27 protein-coding genes are annotated in these 14,240 nt (G+C 61.8%); all 27 read left to right on the forward strand.

The annotated features are described in order from the left end of the window. Positions 1 to 10 precede the first annotated feature (10 nt). The 27 genes from LL964_RS15200 to LL964_RS15330 all read left to right on the forward strand — a co-directional run bounded on the left by LL964_RS15200 (position 11) and on the right by LL964_RS15330 (position 14,194). Positions 11 to 67 (forward strand): hypothetical protein, encoded by a 57-nt coding sequence (locus tag LL964_RS15200; protein ID WP_238151892.1) that lies wholly within the window; start codon positions 11 to 13, stop codon positions 65 to 67. Between the two features lie 467 nt (positions 68 to 534). Further along, positions 535 to 846: a 30S ribosomal protein S10 gene (gene rpsJ, locus LL964_RS15205; protein ID WP_003486723.1), complete on the forward strand. Its 312-nt coding sequence runs from the start codon at positions 535 to 537 to the stop codon at positions 844 to 846. A gap of 11 nt (positions 847 to 857) precedes the next feature. Next, entirely contained in the window at positions 858 to 1,508 is a 651-nt protein-coding gene (gene rplC / locus LL964_RS15210; RefSeq protein WP_005993363.1) for a 50S ribosomal protein L3, read from the forward strand. A gap of 12 nt (positions 1,509 to 1,520) precedes the next feature. Further along, positions 1,521 to 2,126, forward strand: a complete 606-nt coding sequence (gene rplD, locus LL964_RS15215) for a 50S ribosomal protein L4 (protein ID WP_104584658.1) — start codon at positions 1,521 to 1,523, stop codon at positions 2,124 to 2,126. After that, the gene (gene rplW / locus LL964_RS15220; RefSeq protein WP_104584657.1) at positions 2,123 to 2,422 is read left to right on the forward strand and encodes a 50S ribosomal protein L23; all 300 of its coding nucleotides are present in this window, start codon (positions 2,123 to 2,125) and stop codon (positions 2,420 to 2,422) included. The genes rplD and rplW overlap by 4 nt, the downstream gene beginning before the upstream one ends. 10 nt (positions 2,423 to 2,432) lie before the next feature. Continuing rightward, positions 2,433 to 3,260: a 50S ribosomal protein L2 gene (gene rplB / locus LL964_RS15225; RefSeq protein WP_104584655.1), complete on the forward strand. Its 828-nt coding sequence runs from the start codon at positions 2,433 to 2,435 to the stop codon at positions 3,258 to 3,260. Between the two features lie 6 nt (positions 3,261 to 3,266). Continuing rightward, a complete protein-coding gene (gene rpsS, locus LL964_RS15230) occupies positions 3,267 to 3,536 on the forward strand; it encodes a 30S ribosomal protein S19 (RefSeq protein ID WP_104584654.1) in 270 nt (89 codons plus the stop codon). 12 nt (positions 3,537 to 3,548) lie between these two features. Continuing rightward, a complete protein-coding gene (gene rplV, locus LL964_RS15235) occupies positions 3,549 to 3,884 on the forward strand; it encodes a 50S ribosomal protein L22 (RefSeq protein ID WP_003486710.1) in 336 nt (111 codons plus the stop codon). Between the two features lie 17 nt (positions 3,885 to 3,901). Continuing rightward, positions 3,902 to 4,636, forward strand: a complete 735-nt coding sequence (gene rpsC / locus LL964_RS15240) for a 30S ribosomal protein S3 (protein ID WP_104584652.1) — start codon at positions 3,902 to 3,904, stop codon at positions 4,634 to 4,636. A gap of 5 nt (positions 4,637 to 4,641) precedes the next feature. After that, positions 4,642 to 5,055 carry a 50S ribosomal protein L16 gene (rplP, locus tag LL964_RS15245; protein ID WP_003486706.1) on the forward strand — a complete coding sequence of 138 codons (414 nt, stop codon included), beginning with the start codon at positions 4,642 to 4,644 and terminating at the stop codon, positions 5,053 to 5,055. After that, positions 5,055 to 5,240, forward strand: a complete 186-nt coding sequence (gene rpmC / locus LL964_RS15250) for a 50S ribosomal protein L29 (RefSeq protein WP_104584650.1) — start codon at positions 5,055 to 5,057, stop codon at positions 5,238 to 5,240. Before rplP ends, rpmC begins: the two co-directional genes overlap by 1 nt. An 11-nt stretch (positions 5,241 to 5,251) precedes the next feature. Further along, entirely contained in the window at positions 5,252 to 5,521 is a 270-nt protein-coding gene (gene rpsQ / locus LL964_RS15255) for a 30S ribosomal protein S17 (RefSeq protein ID WP_104584649.1), read from the forward strand. Positions 5,522 to 5,535: 14 nt separating this feature from the next. After that, positions 5,536 to 5,904, forward strand: coding sequence for a 50S ribosomal protein L14 (gene rplN, locus LL964_RS15260; protein WP_003486699.1), 369 nt, complete (start codon positions 5,536 to 5,538; stop codon positions 5,902 to 5,904). A gap of 15 nt (positions 5,905 to 5,919) precedes the next feature. Further along, positions 5,920 to 6,237, forward strand: a complete 318-nt coding sequence (gene rplX / locus LL964_RS15265; protein ID WP_104560422.1) for a 50S ribosomal protein L24 — start codon at positions 5,920 to 5,922, stop codon at positions 6,235 to 6,237. Positions 6,238 to 6,248: 11 nt separating this feature from the next. After that, positions 6,249 to 6,791, forward strand: coding sequence for a 50S ribosomal protein L5 (gene rplE / locus LL964_RS15270; protein ID WP_104584647.1), 543 nt, complete (start codon positions 6,249 to 6,251; stop codon positions 6,789 to 6,791). Positions 6,792 to 6,802: 11 nt separating this feature from the next. Continuing rightward, a complete protein-coding gene (gene rpsN, locus LL964_RS15275; RefSeq protein WP_104584645.1) occupies positions 6,803 to 7,108 on the forward strand; it encodes a 30S ribosomal protein S14 in 306 nt (101 codons plus the stop codon). A 205-nt stretch (positions 7,109 to 7,313) separates the two neighbouring features. Continuing rightward, positions 7,314 to 7,712 carry a 30S ribosomal protein S8 gene (rpsH, locus tag LL964_RS15280; protein WP_010371096.1) on the forward strand — a complete coding sequence of 133 codons (399 nt, stop codon included), beginning with the start codon at positions 7,314 to 7,316 and terminating at the stop codon, positions 7,710 to 7,712. Between the two features lie 15 nt (positions 7,713 to 7,727). Further along, positions 7,728 to 8,255 carry a 50S ribosomal protein L6 gene (gene rplF, locus LL964_RS15285; RefSeq protein ID WP_104584644.1) on the forward strand — a complete coding sequence of 176 codons (528 nt, stop codon included), beginning with the start codon at positions 7,728 to 7,730 and terminating at the stop codon, positions 8,253 to 8,255. Between the two features lie 88 nt (positions 8,256 to 8,343). Beyond that, positions 8,344 to 8,703 (forward strand): 50S ribosomal protein L18, encoded by a 360-nt coding sequence (gene rplR, locus LL964_RS15290; protein WP_104584643.1) that lies wholly within the window; start codon positions 8,344 to 8,346, stop codon positions 8,701 to 8,703. Positions 8,704 to 8,861: 158 nt separating this feature from the next. Beyond that, complete coding sequence (gene rpsE / locus LL964_RS15295) at positions 8,862 to 9,404, forward strand: 30S ribosomal protein S5 (protein ID WP_003486682.1); 543 nt, start codon at positions 8,862 to 8,864, stop codon at positions 9,402 to 9,404. Next, entirely contained in the window at positions 9,397 to 9,588 is a 192-nt protein-coding gene (rpmD, locus tag LL964_RS15300; protein WP_104584641.1) for a 50S ribosomal protein L30, read from the forward strand. The genes rpsE and rpmD overlap by 8 nt, the downstream gene beginning before the upstream one ends. 4 nt (positions 9,589 to 9,592) lie before the next feature. Beyond that, complete coding sequence (gene rplO, locus LL964_RS15305; RefSeq protein WP_039412803.1) at positions 9,593 to 10,036, forward strand: 50S ribosomal protein L15; 444 nt, start codon at positions 9,593 to 9,595, stop codon at positions 10,034 to 10,036. A gap of 7 nt (positions 10,037 to 10,043) precedes the next feature. Next, entirely contained in the window at positions 10,044 to 11,408 is a 1,365-nt protein-coding gene (gene secY / locus LL964_RS15310) for a preprotein translocase subunit SecY (protein WP_104584639.1), read from the forward strand. A gap of 332 nt (positions 11,409 to 11,740) precedes the next feature. Further along, positions 11,741 to 12,097: a 30S ribosomal protein S13 gene (gene rpsM, locus LL964_RS15315; protein ID WP_104539893.1), complete on the forward strand. Its 357-nt coding sequence runs from the start codon at positions 11,741 to 11,743 to the stop codon at positions 12,095 to 12,097. 10 nt (positions 12,098 to 12,107) lie between these two features. Further along, positions 12,108 to 12,500 (forward strand): 30S ribosomal protein S11, encoded by a 393-nt coding sequence (gene rpsK, locus LL964_RS15320; protein WP_003486671.1) that lies wholly within the window; start codon positions 12,108 to 12,110, stop codon positions 12,498 to 12,500. Positions 12,501 to 12,515: 15 nt separating this feature from the next. Next, on the forward strand, positions 12,516 to 13,142 hold the full coding sequence (gene rpsD / locus LL964_RS15325; RefSeq protein ID WP_002811641.1) for a 30S ribosomal protein S4: 627 nt from the start codon (positions 12,516 to 12,518) through the stop codon (positions 13,140 to 13,142). A 53-nt stretch (positions 13,143 to 13,195) separates the two neighbouring features. Further along, positions 13,196 to 14,194, forward strand: a complete 999-nt coding sequence (locus LL964_RS15330; protein ID WP_002811635.1) for a DNA-directed RNA polymerase subunit alpha — start codon at positions 13,196 to 13,198, stop codon at positions 14,192 to 14,194. Positions 14,195 to 14,240 lie beyond the last annotated feature (46 nt).

Genomic DNA, 14,240 nt, shown 5'->3' on the forward strand with positions numbered 1-14,240 from the left:
GCGTTTCGCCATCCGTGAAGGCGGTCGTACCGTCGGCGCCGGCGTGGTTGCCAAGATCGTCAAGTAAGAAGCCTGCATTGCGGCGGCCTTGGTCGCCCGCGCAGCGAAGAAGGGCCGGCGCAAGCTGGCCCTTTTTTGTGGCGAATGCCTGAGCCGGAAGTCGGCGTGGTGCGTCATCGCGTCGGCGATAGGGGCTTGCATGGGCTGTATGCGCTCCGTTAAAATGCGCGGCTCGGTGTCCCTGGGTAGGGCGCCGAGCTACAGCGAAAAGAACGGCAGGAGGCCGCTCGTGTTCGCCAGACCGGGAAGGTCGCGTTGCATGGAGCATTCAACAACTCACAGGTTGTTGACCGTGCTCTTGTTGCGCACTATACTTTTCCGTCTGGGCAGGCCGGTTTACCGGGCTGCCTCAGTTTTTGGGCGGAGGAATGCCCTCGCCGGCAGGATGCGCGGCGACTTCATCTACGCAGGAATATCGGGGCAGGTATCCCAGAGGCCTTGCCCGTCGCTCTTTTAACGAAGGAAGCTTCCGTCATGTCGGAACAAAAGATCCGGATTCGGTTGAAGGCGTTCGATCATCGTTTGATCGACCGTTCGGCCAGCGAGATCGTCGAGACGGCCAAGCGGACCGGCGCGCAAGTGCGTGGCCCGATCCCGCTGCCGACCAAGATCGAACGTTACACCATCCTCGTATCCCCGCATGCCGACAAGGATGCGCGTGACCAATACGAAACCCGCACGCACAAGCGCGTGCTCGATATCGTCGACCCCAACGACAAGACCGTGGACGCGCTGATGAAGCTCGAACTCGCGGCTGGCGTCGATGTACAGATCAAGTTGACCTGAGGACTACGACCATGACGAAGAAATATTCGTTGGGCTTCGTGGGCCGCAAGGCTGGCATGAGTCGCGTCTTCACGGAAGACGGTCGCTCGGTGCCGGTTACGCTGATCGAAGCAACTCCGAACCGCATCGCGCAGATCAAGACCGTCGAAACCGACGGCTACAGCGCCGTGCAGATTACCGTTGGCGCCCGTCGTGCCGCGCTGGTCAACAAGCCGGCTGCTGGCCACTTCGCCAAGGCGAAGGTGGAAGCGGGTCGCGGCCTGTGGGAATTCCGCGTCGAAGACGCCCAGCTCGGCGATTTCGCCGTCGGCGGCGAAATCAAGGCGGACATCTTCGAGGTCGGCCAGAAGGTCGACGTCCAGGGCGTCACCAAGGGTAAGGGTTTCCAGGGCACCATCAAGCGCTACAACTTCCGTATGGGCGACGCAACCCACGGTAACTCGCTGTCGCATCGCGCGCCGGGTTCGCTAGGTCAGCGCCAGACGCCGGGTCGCGTTTTCCCGGGCAAGAAGATGTCGGGCCACATGGGCGCCGTGCAGCAGAGCACGCAGAACCTGGAAGTGGTCAAGGTCGACGTCGAGCGTGGTCTGATTGCTATCCGCGGCGCCGTGCCTGGCGCAGCTGGTGGCGACGTGATCGTCCGTCCGGCGAGCAAGGCATAAGGAGAGATGACGATGGAACTCGTTATCACGGGTAGCAACAACAAGGTCTCGGTCTCCGACGCCGTGTTCGGTCGCGAATTCAGCGAAGATCTGGTTCATCAGGTCGTCGTCGCCTATCGCAACGCCGGGCGCGCCGGTACCAAGGCGCAGAAGACGCGTTCGGAAGTCAACGGCACGACCAAGAAGTCGAAGAAACAGAAGGGCGGCGGTGCGCGTCATGGCGCGCTGACGGCTCCGATCTTCGTCGGCGGTGGCGTGACCTTTGCGGCCAAGCCGCGCAGCTTCGAGCAGAAGGTCAACCGCAAGATGTACCGCGCGGCCATCTGCGCGATCTTCTCCGAGCTGAACCGTCAGGGCCGTCTGATGATCGTCGACGCGTTCGACCTCGAAGCGACCAAGACCAAGGGCCTGATCGAGAAGCTGAAGGGACTGGACGTGGGCAAGCGCCCGCTGATCGTCACCGAAGAAGCGTCCGAGCACCTGTATCTGTCCGCCCGCAATCTGCCGTATGTGCAGGTGCGTGACGTGCAGGGTCTGGATCCGGTCGCCCTGGTCGGGGCCGATACGGTCGTGATCACCGCCGATGCGGTCAAGAAGGTCGAGGAGTGGCTGGCATGAGCAGCAACGAAAAAATCTTCAGCGTGCTGCGTGCTCCGCGAGTCTCCGAAAAGACCGCGCGCCTGCAGGAAATCTCCAACCAGTATGTCTTCGAAGTCTCGAACGAAGCCACCAAGGCCGATGTAAAGGCCGCGGTCGAGCAGCTGTTCGACGTCAAGGTCGAGGCCGTCAACGTGGTCAACGTCAAGGGCAAGAGCAAGTCCTTCCGTAACCGTGCTGGCAGCCGTGGCAATTGGCGCAAGGCGTACGTCCGCCTGGTCGATGGTCAGTCCATCGACGTAACGGCCAAGGCCTGAGGTCCATCCCATGCCATTGATGAAGTTCAAACCCACCTCCGCCGGCCGTCGTTCCGCCGTGCGCGTGGTTACTCCCGATCTGCACAAGGGCGCACCGCACGCGGCGCTGCTCGACTCGCAGAGCAAGTCCGGTGGTCGTAACCACCATGGCCGCATCACCGTGCGTCACGTCGGTGGCGGTCACAAGCAGCACTACCGCATCATCGACTTCAAGCGCAACAAGGAAGGCATTCCGGCGCGTGTGGAGCGGATCGAATACGATCCTAACCGTACCGCTCATATCGCCCTGCTGTGCTATGTCGACGGCGAGCGCCGCTACATCATCGCTCCGAAGGGTCTGAAGGCTGGCGATCAGGTCATTGCCGGTGCCAACGCGCCGATCAAGACCGGCAACACGCTGCCGCTGCGCAATATCCCGGTCGGTACGACGGTCCACGGTATCGAGCTGAAGCCGGGTAAGGGCGCTCAGATCGCACGTGCTGCCGGTGCAGCCGTCCAGCTGGTCGCTCGCGAAGGCATCTACGCCACGCTGCGTCTGCGCTCGGGCGAAATGCGCAAGGTGCCGGTCGAATGCCGCGCCACCATCGGCGAAGTCGGCAACGACGAGCACAACCTCGAGAAGCTGGGCAAGGCCGGCGCCAAGCGTTGGCGCGGTGTTCGCCCGACCGTTCGCGGTGCGGCCATGAACCCGGTCGACCACCCGCACGGTGGTGGTGAAGCCAAAGCCGGTCAGGGTAATCCGCATCCGGTCACCCCGTGGGGTGTGCCGACCAAGGGTTACAAGACGCGCAAGAACAAGCGCACCCAGCAGTTCATCGTCCGCGATCGTAGGGGCTAATCGACCATGGCACGTTCACTCAAGAAGGGCCCGTTCGTCGATCACCACCTCGCAAAGAAGGTGGAGTCTGCTGCGGGTAGCAAGAAGCCGATCAAGACCTGGTCGCGCCGTTCGATGATCCTGCCGCAAATGGTAGGCATCACCATCGCCGTGCATAACGGCAAGAACCACATTCCGGTGCTCGTCAACGAGAATATGGTCGGCCACAAGCTCGGCGAATTCGCCGTCACCCGGACCTTCAAGGGTCACGGTGGCGACAAGAAGTCGGGTAGGTAAGGAGAGATGACGATGGAAGCGAAAGCAATCCTGCGCACCGCGCGCATCTCCCCGCAGAAGGCCCGCCTGGTCGCCGACCAGGTGCGTGGTTTGTCCGCCGAACGTGCGGTCAATCTGCTGAAGTTCTCGGACAAGAAGGCTGCGCACCTGATCAAGAAGGTGGTGGAGTCGGCGATCGCCAATGCCGAGAACAATCAGGGCGCGGATGTCGACGAGCTGAAGGTCAAGACCATCATGGTTGATGAGGGTCCCTCCCTGAAGCGTTTCATGGCGCGGGCGAAAGGCCGCGGTACCCGCATCCTCAAGCGCACCAGCCACATCACTGTGGTTGTGGGCGCCGCCAAGTAAGCGGAAAGGAAAAGACCATGGGTCATAAAGTTCATCCGACTGGAATTCGCCTGGGCATCGCCAAGGACTGGAATTCCAAGTGGTACGCAAACAAGGCCGAGTTCGCCGGTTACCTGGCAGCCGACCTGAAAGTGCGTGAAATGCTGCGCAAGAAGCTCGCGCAGGCAGGTATCAGCAAGATCTTGATCGAGCGCCCTGCCAAAACCGCCCGCGTGACCATTCATACCGCCCGCCCGGGCGTGGTGATCGGCAAGCGTGGCGAGGACATCGAAAAGCTGCGCAAGGAAGTGAGCGAGCTGATGGGCGTTCCGGCGCACATCAACGTCACCGAAGTGCGCAAGCCCGAGCTGGACGCGCAGCTGGTTGCCGAGTCGATCGCGCAGCAGCTCGAGCGTCGCATCATGTTCCGCCGCGCGATGAAGCGCTCGGTGGGTAACGCGATGCGCGTGGGCGCGCTGGGCATCAAGGTCAACGTCGGTGGTCGCCTCAACGGTGCGGAAATCGCCCGTTCGGAGTGGTACCGCGAAGGCCGCGTGCCGCTGCACACGCTCCGTGCCGACATTGATTACGGTTTTGCCGAAGCGTCCACGACGTACGGCATCATCGGCATCAAGGTCTGGATCTATAAGGGCGAGGTTTTCGACTTCTCCCAGGTTGGCCAGGAAAAGCAGGACGACAGCCCGCGCAACGATCGTAACGATCGCGGCGATCGCGGTGACCGCCCGTCGCGCCCGGCTCGTGAAGCGAGGTAACGGCAATGTTGCAACCCAAGCGAACCAAATATCGCAAGATGCACAAGGGCCGTAACGACGGCCTGGCATGGAGCGGAAACGCCGTCAGCTTCGGCGAGTACGGCCTGAAGGCCACTGCGCACGGTCAGCTGACCGCGCGTCAGATCGAAGCAGCACGCCGCACGATCAGCCGCCATGTCAAGAAGGGCGGCAAGATGTGGATCCGTGTGTTCCCCGACAAGCCGATCACCAAGAAGCCGATCGAAGTCCGCATGGGCTCCGGTAAGGGTAACGTGGAGTACTGGGTCGCGCAGATTCAGCCGGGCCGCATGATCTATGAAATCGAGGGTATCCCCGAAGAGACCGCACGTGAGGCATTCCGCCTTGCCGCCGCCAAGCTCTCGGTGACCACCACTTTCGTGACCCGGACGGTGCGCTGATGGATATCAAACAACTCCGCGAAAAGTCGGCTGACGAACTGAAGGCCCACCTGATCGATCTGCGTAAGGAGCAGTTCTCGCTCCGCATGCAGCAGGTCACCGGCCAGCTGCCGAAGACCCACGAAACCCGCCGGGTGCGCCGCGAGATCGCTCGCGTCAAGCACCTGCTCGGCAGCACCAAGTAAGGACGGCCGCGATGAGCGACAACAATCAAAAGCAGACGCTGCGCACGGTCGAAGGCCGTGTCGTCAGCAACAAGATGGACAAGACGGTCACCGTGTTGGTGGAGCGCCAGGTCAAGCATGCTCTGTACGGCAAGTACATCAAGCGTTCGACCAAGCTGCACGCGCACGACGCCGACAATGCCTGCAACGAAGGCGATGTCGTGCGTGTGACCGAAATTGCTCCGATGTCCAAGACCAAGAACTGGCGGGTGGTCGAAATCGTCACCCGTTCGGCCGAATAAGGGAGATCTGAATCATGATCCAGATGCAGAGCTACCTCGATGTCGCCGACAATTCGGGTGCCAAGGAAGTGATGTGCATCAAGGTGCTGGGCGGCTCCAAGCGCCGTTACGCACACATTGGCGACATCATCAAGGTGACCGTCAAGGACGCCATTCCGCGTGGCAAGGTCAAGAAGGGCGAAGTCTACGACGCCGTCGTGGTGCGTACCCGCAAGGGTGTGCGCCGTCCCGACGGTTCGCTGATCCGCTTCGATGGCAATGCCGCTGTGCTGTTGAACAACAAGCAGGAGCCGATCGGGACCCGCATCTTCGGGCCGGTGACGCGCGAGCTGCGTTCCGAGAAGTTCATGAAGATCGTCTCGCTCGCTCCCGAAGTGCTGTGAGCGGAGAACATACACATGGCTAACCGTATCAAGAAGGGCGACCAGGTCGTCATCAACACCGGCAAGGACAAGGGTAAGCAGGGTGAAGTGGTGCGTGTGGACGGCGATCGCGTGATCGTCGCCAACGCCAACGTCATCAAGCGCCACACCAAGCCGAACCCGCAGGCGGGTGTCGCCGGCGGCGTGGTCGAGCGTGAAGCGTCGATCCATATCTCCAACGTGAATATCGTCAACCCGGCAACGGGCAAGGGCGAGCGCGTTGGCTTCAAGGTGCTGGAGGATGGACGCAAACTGCGTGTGTTCCGCTCCAGCGGTGAGGCGCTCGACGCCTGAGGAATGAGATCATGAACACTCGTCTCGAAAAGTTTTACAAGGAAAACGTGGTGCCGGCCCTGATGAAGGAATTCGGCTACACCAATCCGATGGAAGTCCCCAAGCTGGTCAAGATCACGCTCAACATGGGCGTGGGCGAGGCGGCAACCAACAAGAAGATTCTGGAAAATGCGGTCGCCGACATGGCCAAGGTCTCCGGCCAGAAGCCGGTGGTCACCAAGTCGCGTGTCTCGGTCGCATCGTTCAAGATTCGTGACGGTTGGCCGATCGGCTGCAAGACCACCTTGCGTCGCGCCAAGATGTACGAGTTCCTGGATCGTCTGATCAACATCTCGCTGCCGCGCGTGCGCGACTTCCGTGGTGTGTCGGGTCGCTCCTTCGACGGTCGTGGCAACTTCAACATGGGTGTGAAGGAGCAGATCATCTTCCCGGAAATCGACTTCGACGCCGTCGATGCGATCCGCGGCATGGATATCGCCATCACCACCACCGCCAAGACGGATGCGGAAGCGAAGGCGCTGCTGGCAGCGTTCAAGTTCCCGTTCCGTAACTAAGGGTTAGAGACATGGCTAAGACCTCCATGATCCACCGCGACATCAAGCGTGCAAAGCTGGCGAAGAAATTTGCCGGCAAGCGTGATGCGCTGAAGAAGATCCTCTCCAGTCAGGATGCGTCCTACGACGAGAAGATCGAAGCTTCGACCAAGTTGCAGAAGCTGCCGCGCGACTCGTCGCCGAGCCGCCACCGCAACCGTTGCGAGCTGTCCGGTCGTCCGCGCGGTGTCTACCGCAAGTTCGGTCTGGGTCGCAACATGCTGCGCAAGGCCACCATGAACGGCGACGTTCCGGGCCTGCGCAAGGCAAGCTGGTAACAGCAATCCGGCCGTTCGCGGCCGGTCTGGACAGGTTTGTTCTGTTCAACAGGGGAGTCCGGCGCAAGTCGGGCTCTTTTGTCGTATACTCCCGCTTCTGTCTTGCCCGCTGCGGGCTTGGCGGTGCGTGAAGGGTCCTGGCCCGTCCCCAGGAAAACACAAGATTTTCGCGAAAGCGGATATCGGTGCACTCAAAGGTACTCATATGAGCATGACTGATCCCATCGCCGACCTGCTGGTTCGCATCAAGAATGCGGCAGCGGTTGGTAAGCAGACGGTGAAATTGCCGTCGTCCAAGATCAAGGTTGCGATCGCCCAGGTCCTGAAGGACGAGGGCTACATCACCGACCTGCGCGTTACGGCCACCGAAAACAACAAGTCGGAGCTGGAAATCGTGCTGAAGTATTTCGAAGGCCGTCCGGTCATCGAGACCCTGAAGCGTTTCTCGCGCTCGGGTCTGCGTCAGTACCGCGGCAAGACCGAGCTGCCCAAGGTCCTGGGTGGCCTGGGTATCGCCATCATCTCCACGTCGAAGGGCATCATGACCGACGCACAGGCTCGCGAAGCCGGTGTTGGTGGTGAAGTCCTGTGCTTCGTGGCCTAAGGGAAGGAGTCGAACATGTCCCGTGTAGCCAAGAAGCCCGTATCCCTTCCGAAGGGTGTTGAACTCAGCGTCCAGCCCGAGCTGGTCAGCGTCAAGGGCCCGAAGGGCACGTTGACCCTGCCGAAGCCGGCTGGCGTGGAAATCGCCGTCGACGGCGGCGTCGCCACCCTGTCGGCCAATGATCCGTCGCAGATCGCCATCACCGGCACCGTGCGCGCCATCCTGGCCAATATGGTCAAGGGCGTGTCCGAAGGCTTCGAGCGCAAGCTCGAGCTGGTCGGCGTGGGCTACCGTGCCGCCATGCAGGGCAAGGATCTGAGCCTGGCGCTCGGTTTCTCGCATCCGCTGGTGTTCGTGGCGCCGGAAGGCATCACCCTGGCGACCCCGAGCCAGACTGAAATCGTGGTGCAGGGCGCCGACAAGCAGCGCGTCGGCGAAGTTGCTGCCAAGATCCGCGGTTTCCGTCCGCCGGAGCCCTACAAGGGCAAGGGTGTGAAGTACGCCGGTGAAGTCATCATTCGCAAGGAAGCCAAGAAGGCTTAATGGCGAGTCCCTCGCAAGAGCCCGCACATCCATGTGCGGACTTTTGACAGGAGCGCGCTTTCCCTTCAGCTTTCGTAGGATAAATATCATGAGCATCAACAAGAACACCGCCCGCCTGCGTCGCGCCAAGTCGACCCGTGCACACATCCGCGAACTGGGCGTCGCGCGTCTGTCGGTGCTGCGCACTGGGCAGCACCTGTATGCGCAGGTCTTCACCGCTGATGGCTCCAAGGTCATCGCTGCGGCGAACACGCTGCAGGCCGACGTCAAGGAAGGCCTGAAGAACGGCAAGAACAGCGATGCGGCCACCAAGGTCGGCAAGCTGATCGCCGAGCGCGCCAAGGCGGCGGGTATCGAGAAGGTCGCATTCGACCGCTCGGGCTACCGCTACCATGGCCGCATCAAGGCCCTGGCAGACGCAGCTCGCGAAGGCGGCCTGCAGTTCTGAGTACTGCTGCAAGGGTGGCTGCAAGCCGCCCTTGCGTTCCGCCGGCAGGGTCAAGGCCGGACCGACCCGTTCTTCTGCAGCGGCATCGGGAACACCGTTGGACCTCACAACCATAAGCGGCCTCGAGCCGTACATACCCAATCAATCAAGGAATCAAGATGGCAGAAGAACGTGCACCGCGGGGTCGTGATCGCGACCGTAACCGCGAAGAGAAAGTCGACGATGGCATGATCGAGAAGCTGGTGGCGGTCAACCGCGTCAGCAAGACGGTCAAGGGCGGTCGCCAGTTCACCTTCACCGCGCTGACCGTGGTCGGCGATGGTCTGGGTAAGGTCGGTTTCGGCTATGGCAAGGCGCGCGAAGTGCCGGTGGCCATCCAGAAGTCGATGGAGCAGGCGCGCAAGAACCTGGCGACCGTCGATCTGAACAACGGCACCTTGTGGCATGCCGTCAAGTCGGGCCATGGCGCGGCACGCGTCTACATGCAGCCGGCTTCGGAAGGTACCGGCGTCATCGCGGGCGGCGCCATGCGCGCAGTGCTGGAAGCGGTTGGCGTCAAGAACGTGCTGGCCAAGGCCGTCGGTTCGCGTAACCCGATCAACCTGGTCCGTGCAACCCTGAAGGGTCTGTCGGAAGTGCAGTCGCCGGCGCGTGTTGCGGCCAAGCGCGGCAAGAAAGTGGAGGAGCTAAACCATGGCTAAGGACACCAACAAGACCGTCAAGGTGCGCCTGGTGGGTGGCCTGCGTGGAACCCAGGCACGTCACCGCCTATCGGTGCGTGCGTTGGGCCTGAATAAGCTCAACGATGTGCGCGAACTGAAGGATAGCCCGCAGGTGCGTGGCCTGATCAATACGGTTCACTACCTCGTCAAGGTTGAGGAGTAATCCAATGACTCTGCGTCTTAATGACCTCAAGCCCGCCGATGGCGCCCGTACCGAGCGCACCCGCGTCGGTCGTGGTATCGGTTCCGGCCTCGGCAAGACCGCTGGTCGCGGTCACAAGGGTTCGTTCGCCCGTAAGGGTGGCGGCAAGATCAAGGCCGGCTTCGAAGGCGGCCAGACCCCGATGCAGCGCCGTCTGCCCAAGATCGGTTTCCGCTCCAAGATGGCGCGCGATACCGCCGAAGTGCTGTCCTACCAGCTGGACAAGCTGGAAGCCGGTGATGTCGACTTCGCAGCGCTGCGTGCGGCCAATCTGGTCCCGAGCCGCGCCAAGAAGGCGAAGATCGTGCTGAAGGGCGAGCTGAGCAAGAAGTTCGTGCTGAAGGGCGTTGCGGCCACCGCAGGCGCCAAGGCGGCAATCGAAGCTGCCGGCGGCAGCGTAGAGGAGTAATCGGCAGATGGCGCAGGCTGGCATTGGTAACCTCGGTGGCGGGCTCGGCAAGTTCACGGAACTTCGCCAGCGGCTACTGTTCGTCCTCGGGGCATTGATCGTCTATCGCATCGGCTGCTATGTGCCGGTGCCGGGCGTCAATCCCGATGCCATGCTTTCGTTGATGCAGGCGCAGGGCGGCGGCATCGTGGACATGTTCAACATGTTCTCGGGCGGCGCCCTGCACCGTTTCAGTATTTTTGCGTTGAACGTGATGCCGTATATCTCGGCATCGATCGTGATCCAGTTGGCCACGCATATCTTTCCCGCCCTCAAGGCGATGCAGAAGGAAGGCGAATCAGGCCGACGCAAGATCACCCAGTATTCGCGCATCGGTGCGGTGTTGCTGGCGGTGGTGCAGGGCGGCAGTATCGCGCTCGCACTGCAGAACCAGACCGCCCCGGGCGGCGCCCCGGTGGTGTACGCACCGGGCATGGGCTTCGTGCTGACCGCAGTGATCGCCCTGACGGCCGGCACCATTTTCCTGATGTGGGTGGGCGAGCAGGTCACCGAGCGCGGTATCGGTAACGGCGTGTCGCTGATCATCTTTGCGGGCATCGTTGCAGGCCTTCCTGCGGCGGCGATCCAGACCGTCGAGGCGTTCCGCGAAGGCAATCTGAGCTTCATTTCGCTGTTGCTGATCGTCATCACCATCCTGGCGTTTACGCTGTTCGTGGTGTTCGTCGAGCGTGGGCAGCGGCGGATCACGGTCAACTACGCGCGCCGCCAGGGCGGTCGCAATGCGTACATGAACCAGACCTCGTTCCTTCCGCTCAAGCTCAACATGGCTGGCGTGATTCCGCCGATCTTCGCATCGAGCATCCTGGCGTTCCCGGCGACGCTGTCGATGTGGTCGGGCCAGGCGGCCTCGGGTGGCGTGGGCTCGTGGCTGCAGAAGATCGCCAATGCGCTTGGGCCGGGCGAGCCGGTGCACATGTTGGTGTTCGCTGCACTGATCATTGGCTTTGCGTTCTTCTACACGGCGCTGGTATTCAATTCGCAGGAAACCGCCGACAACCTCAAGAAGTCGGGTGCGCTGATCCCGGGTATTCGTCCGGGCAAGGCGACGGCCGATTACGTGGATGGCGTGCTGACCCGCCTGACCGCGGCTGGTTCGTTGTATCTGGTGATCGTCTGCCTGCTGCCGGAAATCATGCGTACCCAGCTCGGCACCTCGTTCCACTTCGGCGGCACCTCGCTGCTGATCGCGGTGGTGGTGGTGATGGACTTCATCGCGCAGATCCAGGCGCATCTGATGTCGCACCAGTATGAGAGCCTGCTGAAGAAGGCCAACCTGAAGGGCGGCTCGCGCGGCGGTCTTGCGCGCGGATAAGTGCTACACTAGATCTTCATTGCGTGAAGACGGCCTGGTTCCCGGGCCACGATCTTCCGATCAGAAGGGCGGCTCGCGCGACGTCTCGCGCGCGGGTGTGACGGGGTGGTCCTGTGCGGGAGTAGCACGGGCGATTCGGAGAAGTTTTTCGGATCAACACCGTCCGGCGCCGGAGCGAGGGCACACTCCCCACGCCGGGTCCATGGAACCTCTGGTTCCACGGGCTTCAAAGCAATCCGAGGCCTTGCTACAATTCCGAGTTCACTTTTGATCCATCCTGCCGGATGGCGCTTGGGCGCCGTCGGGCCATCACTCAGTTGGAGAATCGCGTCATGGCGCGTATTGCAGGCGTCAACCTGCCAGCCCAGAAGCATGTCTGGGTCGGGTTGCAAAGCATTTACGGCATCGGCCGTACCCGTTCGAAGAAGCTCTGCGAAGCCGCAGGCGTCACCTCGACCACGAAGATTCGTGATCTGTCCGAACCCGAAATCGAGCGCCTGCGCGCCGAAGTCGGCAAGTATGTCGTCGAAGGCGACCTGCGCCGCGAAATCGGTATCGCGATCAAGCGACTGATGGACCTGGGCTGCTATCGCGGCCTGCGTCATCGCCGTGGTCTCCCGCTGCGTGGTCAGCGCACCCGTACCAACGCCCGCACCCGCAAGGGTCCGCGCAAGGCGATCAGGAAGTAAGGGATAGATCATGGCCAAGCCAGCAGAAAAGAAGACGAAGAAGAAGATCAAGCGCGTCATCACCGACGGCGTCGCTCACGTCCATGCTTCGTTCAACAACACCATCGTCACCATCACCGACCGCCAGGGCAATGCGCTGTCGTGGGCTACGTCCGGCGGCGCCGGTTTCCGTGGCTCGCGCAAGTCCACCCCGTTCGCTGCCCAGGTTGCCGCCGAAAAGGCTGGCCGCGCTGCGCTCGATTACGGCGTGAAGTCGCTGGAAGTGCGTATCAAGGGCCCGGGTCCGGGTCGTGAGTCGGCCGTGCGTTCGTTGAACAACGTGGGCTACAAGATCACCAACATCATCGACGTGACGCCAATCCCGCACAACGGGTGCCGTCCGCCGAAGAAGCGTCGCGTCTAAAGGGAGCGATAAGAAATGGCTCGTTATATCGGTCCTACCTGTAAGCTCGCCCGCCGCGAAGGCGCCGACCTTTCCCTCAAGAGCCCGGCGCGTGCGCTGGACTCCAAGTGCAAGCTTGAGCAGAAGCCCGGCCAACACGGCGCGGCTCGCAAGGGCAAGCTCTCCGACTACGCTACCCAGCTGCGCGAGAAGCAGAAGGTCAAGCGTATCTACGGTCTGCTGGAACGCCAGTTCCGCAACTATTACAAGAAGGCCTCGACCAAGAAGGGCAACACCGGCGAGAACCTGCTGCAGTTGCTGGAAACCCGCCTGGACAACGTGTGCTACCGCATGGGCTTTGCCGTCACCCGTCCGGCCGCGCGCCAGCTGGTGTCGCACCGCGGCGTGCTGGTCAACGGCAAGTCGGTGAATCTGGCTTCGTACCAGATCAAGGCTGGCGATGCGATCACGCTGTCGGAAAAGGCTCAGAAGCAGCTCCGCGTGCAGGAAGCCCTGACCGTGGCTGAGCAGCACGACATGACACCGTCGTGGGTCGAAGTCGATTCGAAGAAGTTCAGCGGCGTGTTCAAGGCCGTTCCGGATCGCGCCGACCTGCCTTCGGATATCAACGAAGCGCTGATCGTCGAGTTGTATTCGAAGTAATTCACATTGGAGAGCCTCCGGCACTGCTGGAGGCTCGCAGGAGACCCCGCAACATGACGGTTACCGCCAACCAGGTTCTGCGCCCCCGTGGTCCGCAGATCGAACGTCTTACCGACAACCGTGCCAAGGTCGTGATCGAACCCTTGGAGCGCGGTTACGGGCACACGCTGGGCAATGCCCTGCGTCGTGTGTTGTTGTCGTCGATCCCCGGTTTTGCGATCACCGAGGTCGAAATCGACGGCGTGCTGCACGAGTACACCACGGTCGAAGGTTTGCAGGAAGACGTGCTGGACGTCCTGCTGAACCTGAAGGACGTGGCCATTCGCATGCATAGTGGCGACAGCGCGACGCTGTCGTTGTCCAAGCAGGGACCGGGCACGGTCACTGCGGCCGACATCAGGACCGATCACAACGTTGAGATCATCAACGGCGACCACGTGATCTGCCACCTGACCAAGGACACCGCGCTGAACATGCGCCTGAAGATCGAGCGTGGCTTCGGCTATCAGCCGGCTGCCGCGCGTCGTCGTCCGGATGAAGAGACCCGTACCATTGGTCGTCTGATGCTGGATGCGTCGTTCTCGCCGGTGCGTCGCGTTGCCTACGCCGTGGAAGCGGCGCGCGTCGAACAGCGTACCGATCTGGACAAGCTGGTCATCGATATCGAAACCAACGGCACGATCGATGCCGAGGAAGCCGTGCGCACCGCCGCCGACATCCTCAGCGATCAGCTGTCGGTGTTCGGCGATTTCACCCACCGTGATCGCGGTGCGGCCAAGCCGGCTGCCAGCGGCGTGGATCCGGTGCTGCTGCGTCCGATCGACGACCTCGAGTTGACCGTGCGTTCGGCCAACTGCCTCAAGGCCGAGAGCATCTACTACATTGGCGATCTGATCCAGAAGACCGAAGTGGAGCTGCTCAAGACCCCGAACCTGGGCAAGAAGTCGCTCACCGAAATCAAGGAAGTGCTGGCACAGCGCGGCCTTGCACTGGGCATGAAGCTGGAGAACTGGCCGCCGGCCGGTGTCGCCCAGCACGGCATGCTTGGTTGATGTATCAAGGCATGGGCGTCTTCGGGCGCCCATGTCTGTCTTCTGC

The organism is Xanthomonas melonis (assembly GCF_020783655.1).
In the GTDB taxonomy this organism is placed as follows: domain Bacteria; phylum Pseudomonadota; class Gammaproteobacteria; order Xanthomonadales; family Xanthomonadaceae; genus Xanthomonas; species Xanthomonas melonis.

Coding starts and splice junctions, on each gene's coding strand:
- rpsJ (WP_003486723.1), top strand. CDS start 535: ATGTCGGAACAAAAGATCCGGATTCGGTTGAAGGCGTTCGATCATCGT.
- rplC (WP_005993363.1), top strand. CDS start 858: ATGACGAAGAAATATTCGTTGGGCTTCGTGGGCCGCAAGGCTGGCATG.
- rplD (WP_104584658.1), top strand. CDS start 1,521: ATGGAACTCGTTATCACGGGTAGCAACAACAAGGTCTCGGTCTCCGAC.
- rplW (WP_104584657.1), top strand. CDS start 2,123: ATGAGCAGCAACGAAAAAATCTTCAGCGTGCTGCGTGCTCCGCGAGTC.
- rplB (WP_104584655.1), top strand. CDS start 2,433: ATGCCATTGATGAAGTTCAAACCCACCTCCGCCGGCCGTCGTTCCGCC.
- rpsS (WP_104584654.1), top strand. CDS start 3,267: ATGGCACGTTCACTCAAGAAGGGCCCGTTCGTCGATCACCACCTCGCA.
- rplV (WP_003486710.1), top strand. CDS start 3,549: ATGGAAGCGAAAGCAATCCTGCGCACCGCGCGCATCTCCCCGCAGAAG.
- rpsC (WP_104584652.1), top strand. CDS start 3,902: ATGGGTCATAAAGTTCATCCGACTGGAATTCGCCTGGGCATCGCCAAG.
- rplP (WP_003486706.1), top strand. CDS start 4,642: ATGTTGCAACCCAAGCGAACCAAATATCGCAAGATGCACAAGGGCCGT.
- rpmC (WP_104584650.1), top strand. CDS start 5,055: ATGGATATCAAACAACTCCGCGAAAAGTCGGCTGACGAACTGAAGGCC.
- rpsQ (WP_104584649.1), top strand. CDS start 5,252: ATGAGCGACAACAATCAAAAGCAGACGCTGCGCACGGTCGAAGGCCGT.
- rplN (WP_003486699.1), top strand. CDS start 5,536: ATGATCCAGATGCAGAGCTACCTCGATGTCGCCGACAATTCGGGTGCC.
- rplX (WP_104560422.1), top strand. CDS start 5,920: ATGGCTAACCGTATCAAGAAGGGCGACCAGGTCGTCATCAACACCGGC.
- rplE (WP_104584647.1), top strand. CDS start 6,249: ATGAACACTCGTCTCGAAAAGTTTTACAAGGAAAACGTGGTGCCGGCC.
- rpsN (WP_104584645.1), top strand. CDS start 6,803: ATGGCTAAGACCTCCATGATCCACCGCGACATCAAGCGTGCAAAGCTG.
- rpsH (WP_010371096.1), top strand. CDS start 7,314: ATGAGCATGACTGATCCCATCGCCGACCTGCTGGTTCGCATCAAGAAT.
- rplF (WP_104584644.1), top strand. CDS start 7,728: ATGTCCCGTGTAGCCAAGAAGCCCGTATCCCTTCCGAAGGGTGTTGAA.
- rplR (WP_104584643.1), top strand. CDS start 8,344: ATGAGCATCAACAAGAACACCGCCCGCCTGCGTCGCGCCAAGTCGACC.
- rpsE (WP_003486682.1), top strand. CDS start 8,862: ATGGCAGAAGAACGTGCACCGCGGGGTCGTGATCGCGACCGTAACCGC.
- rpmD (WP_104584641.1), top strand. CDS start 9,397: ATGGCTAAGGACACCAACAAGACCGTCAAGGTGCGCCTGGTGGGTGGC.
- rplO (WP_039412803.1), top strand. CDS start 9,593: ATGACTCTGCGTCTTAATGACCTCAAGCCCGCCGATGGCGCCCGTACC.
- secY (WP_104584639.1), top strand. CDS start 10,044: ATGGCGCAGGCTGGCATTGGTAACCTCGGTGGCGGGCTCGGCAAGTTC.
- rpsM (WP_104539893.1), top strand. CDS start 11,741: ATGGCGCGTATTGCAGGCGTCAACCTGCCAGCCCAGAAGCATGTCTGG.
- rpsK (WP_003486671.1), top strand. CDS start 12,108: ATGGCCAAGCCAGCAGAAAAGAAGACGAAGAAGAAGATCAAGCGCGTC.
- rpsD (WP_002811641.1), top strand. CDS start 12,516: ATGGCTCGTTATATCGGTCCTACCTGTAAGCTCGCCCGCCGCGAAGGC.
- LL964_RS15330 (WP_002811635.1), top strand. CDS start 13,196: ATGACGGTTACCGCCAACCAGGTTCTGCGCCCCCGTGGTCCGCAGATC.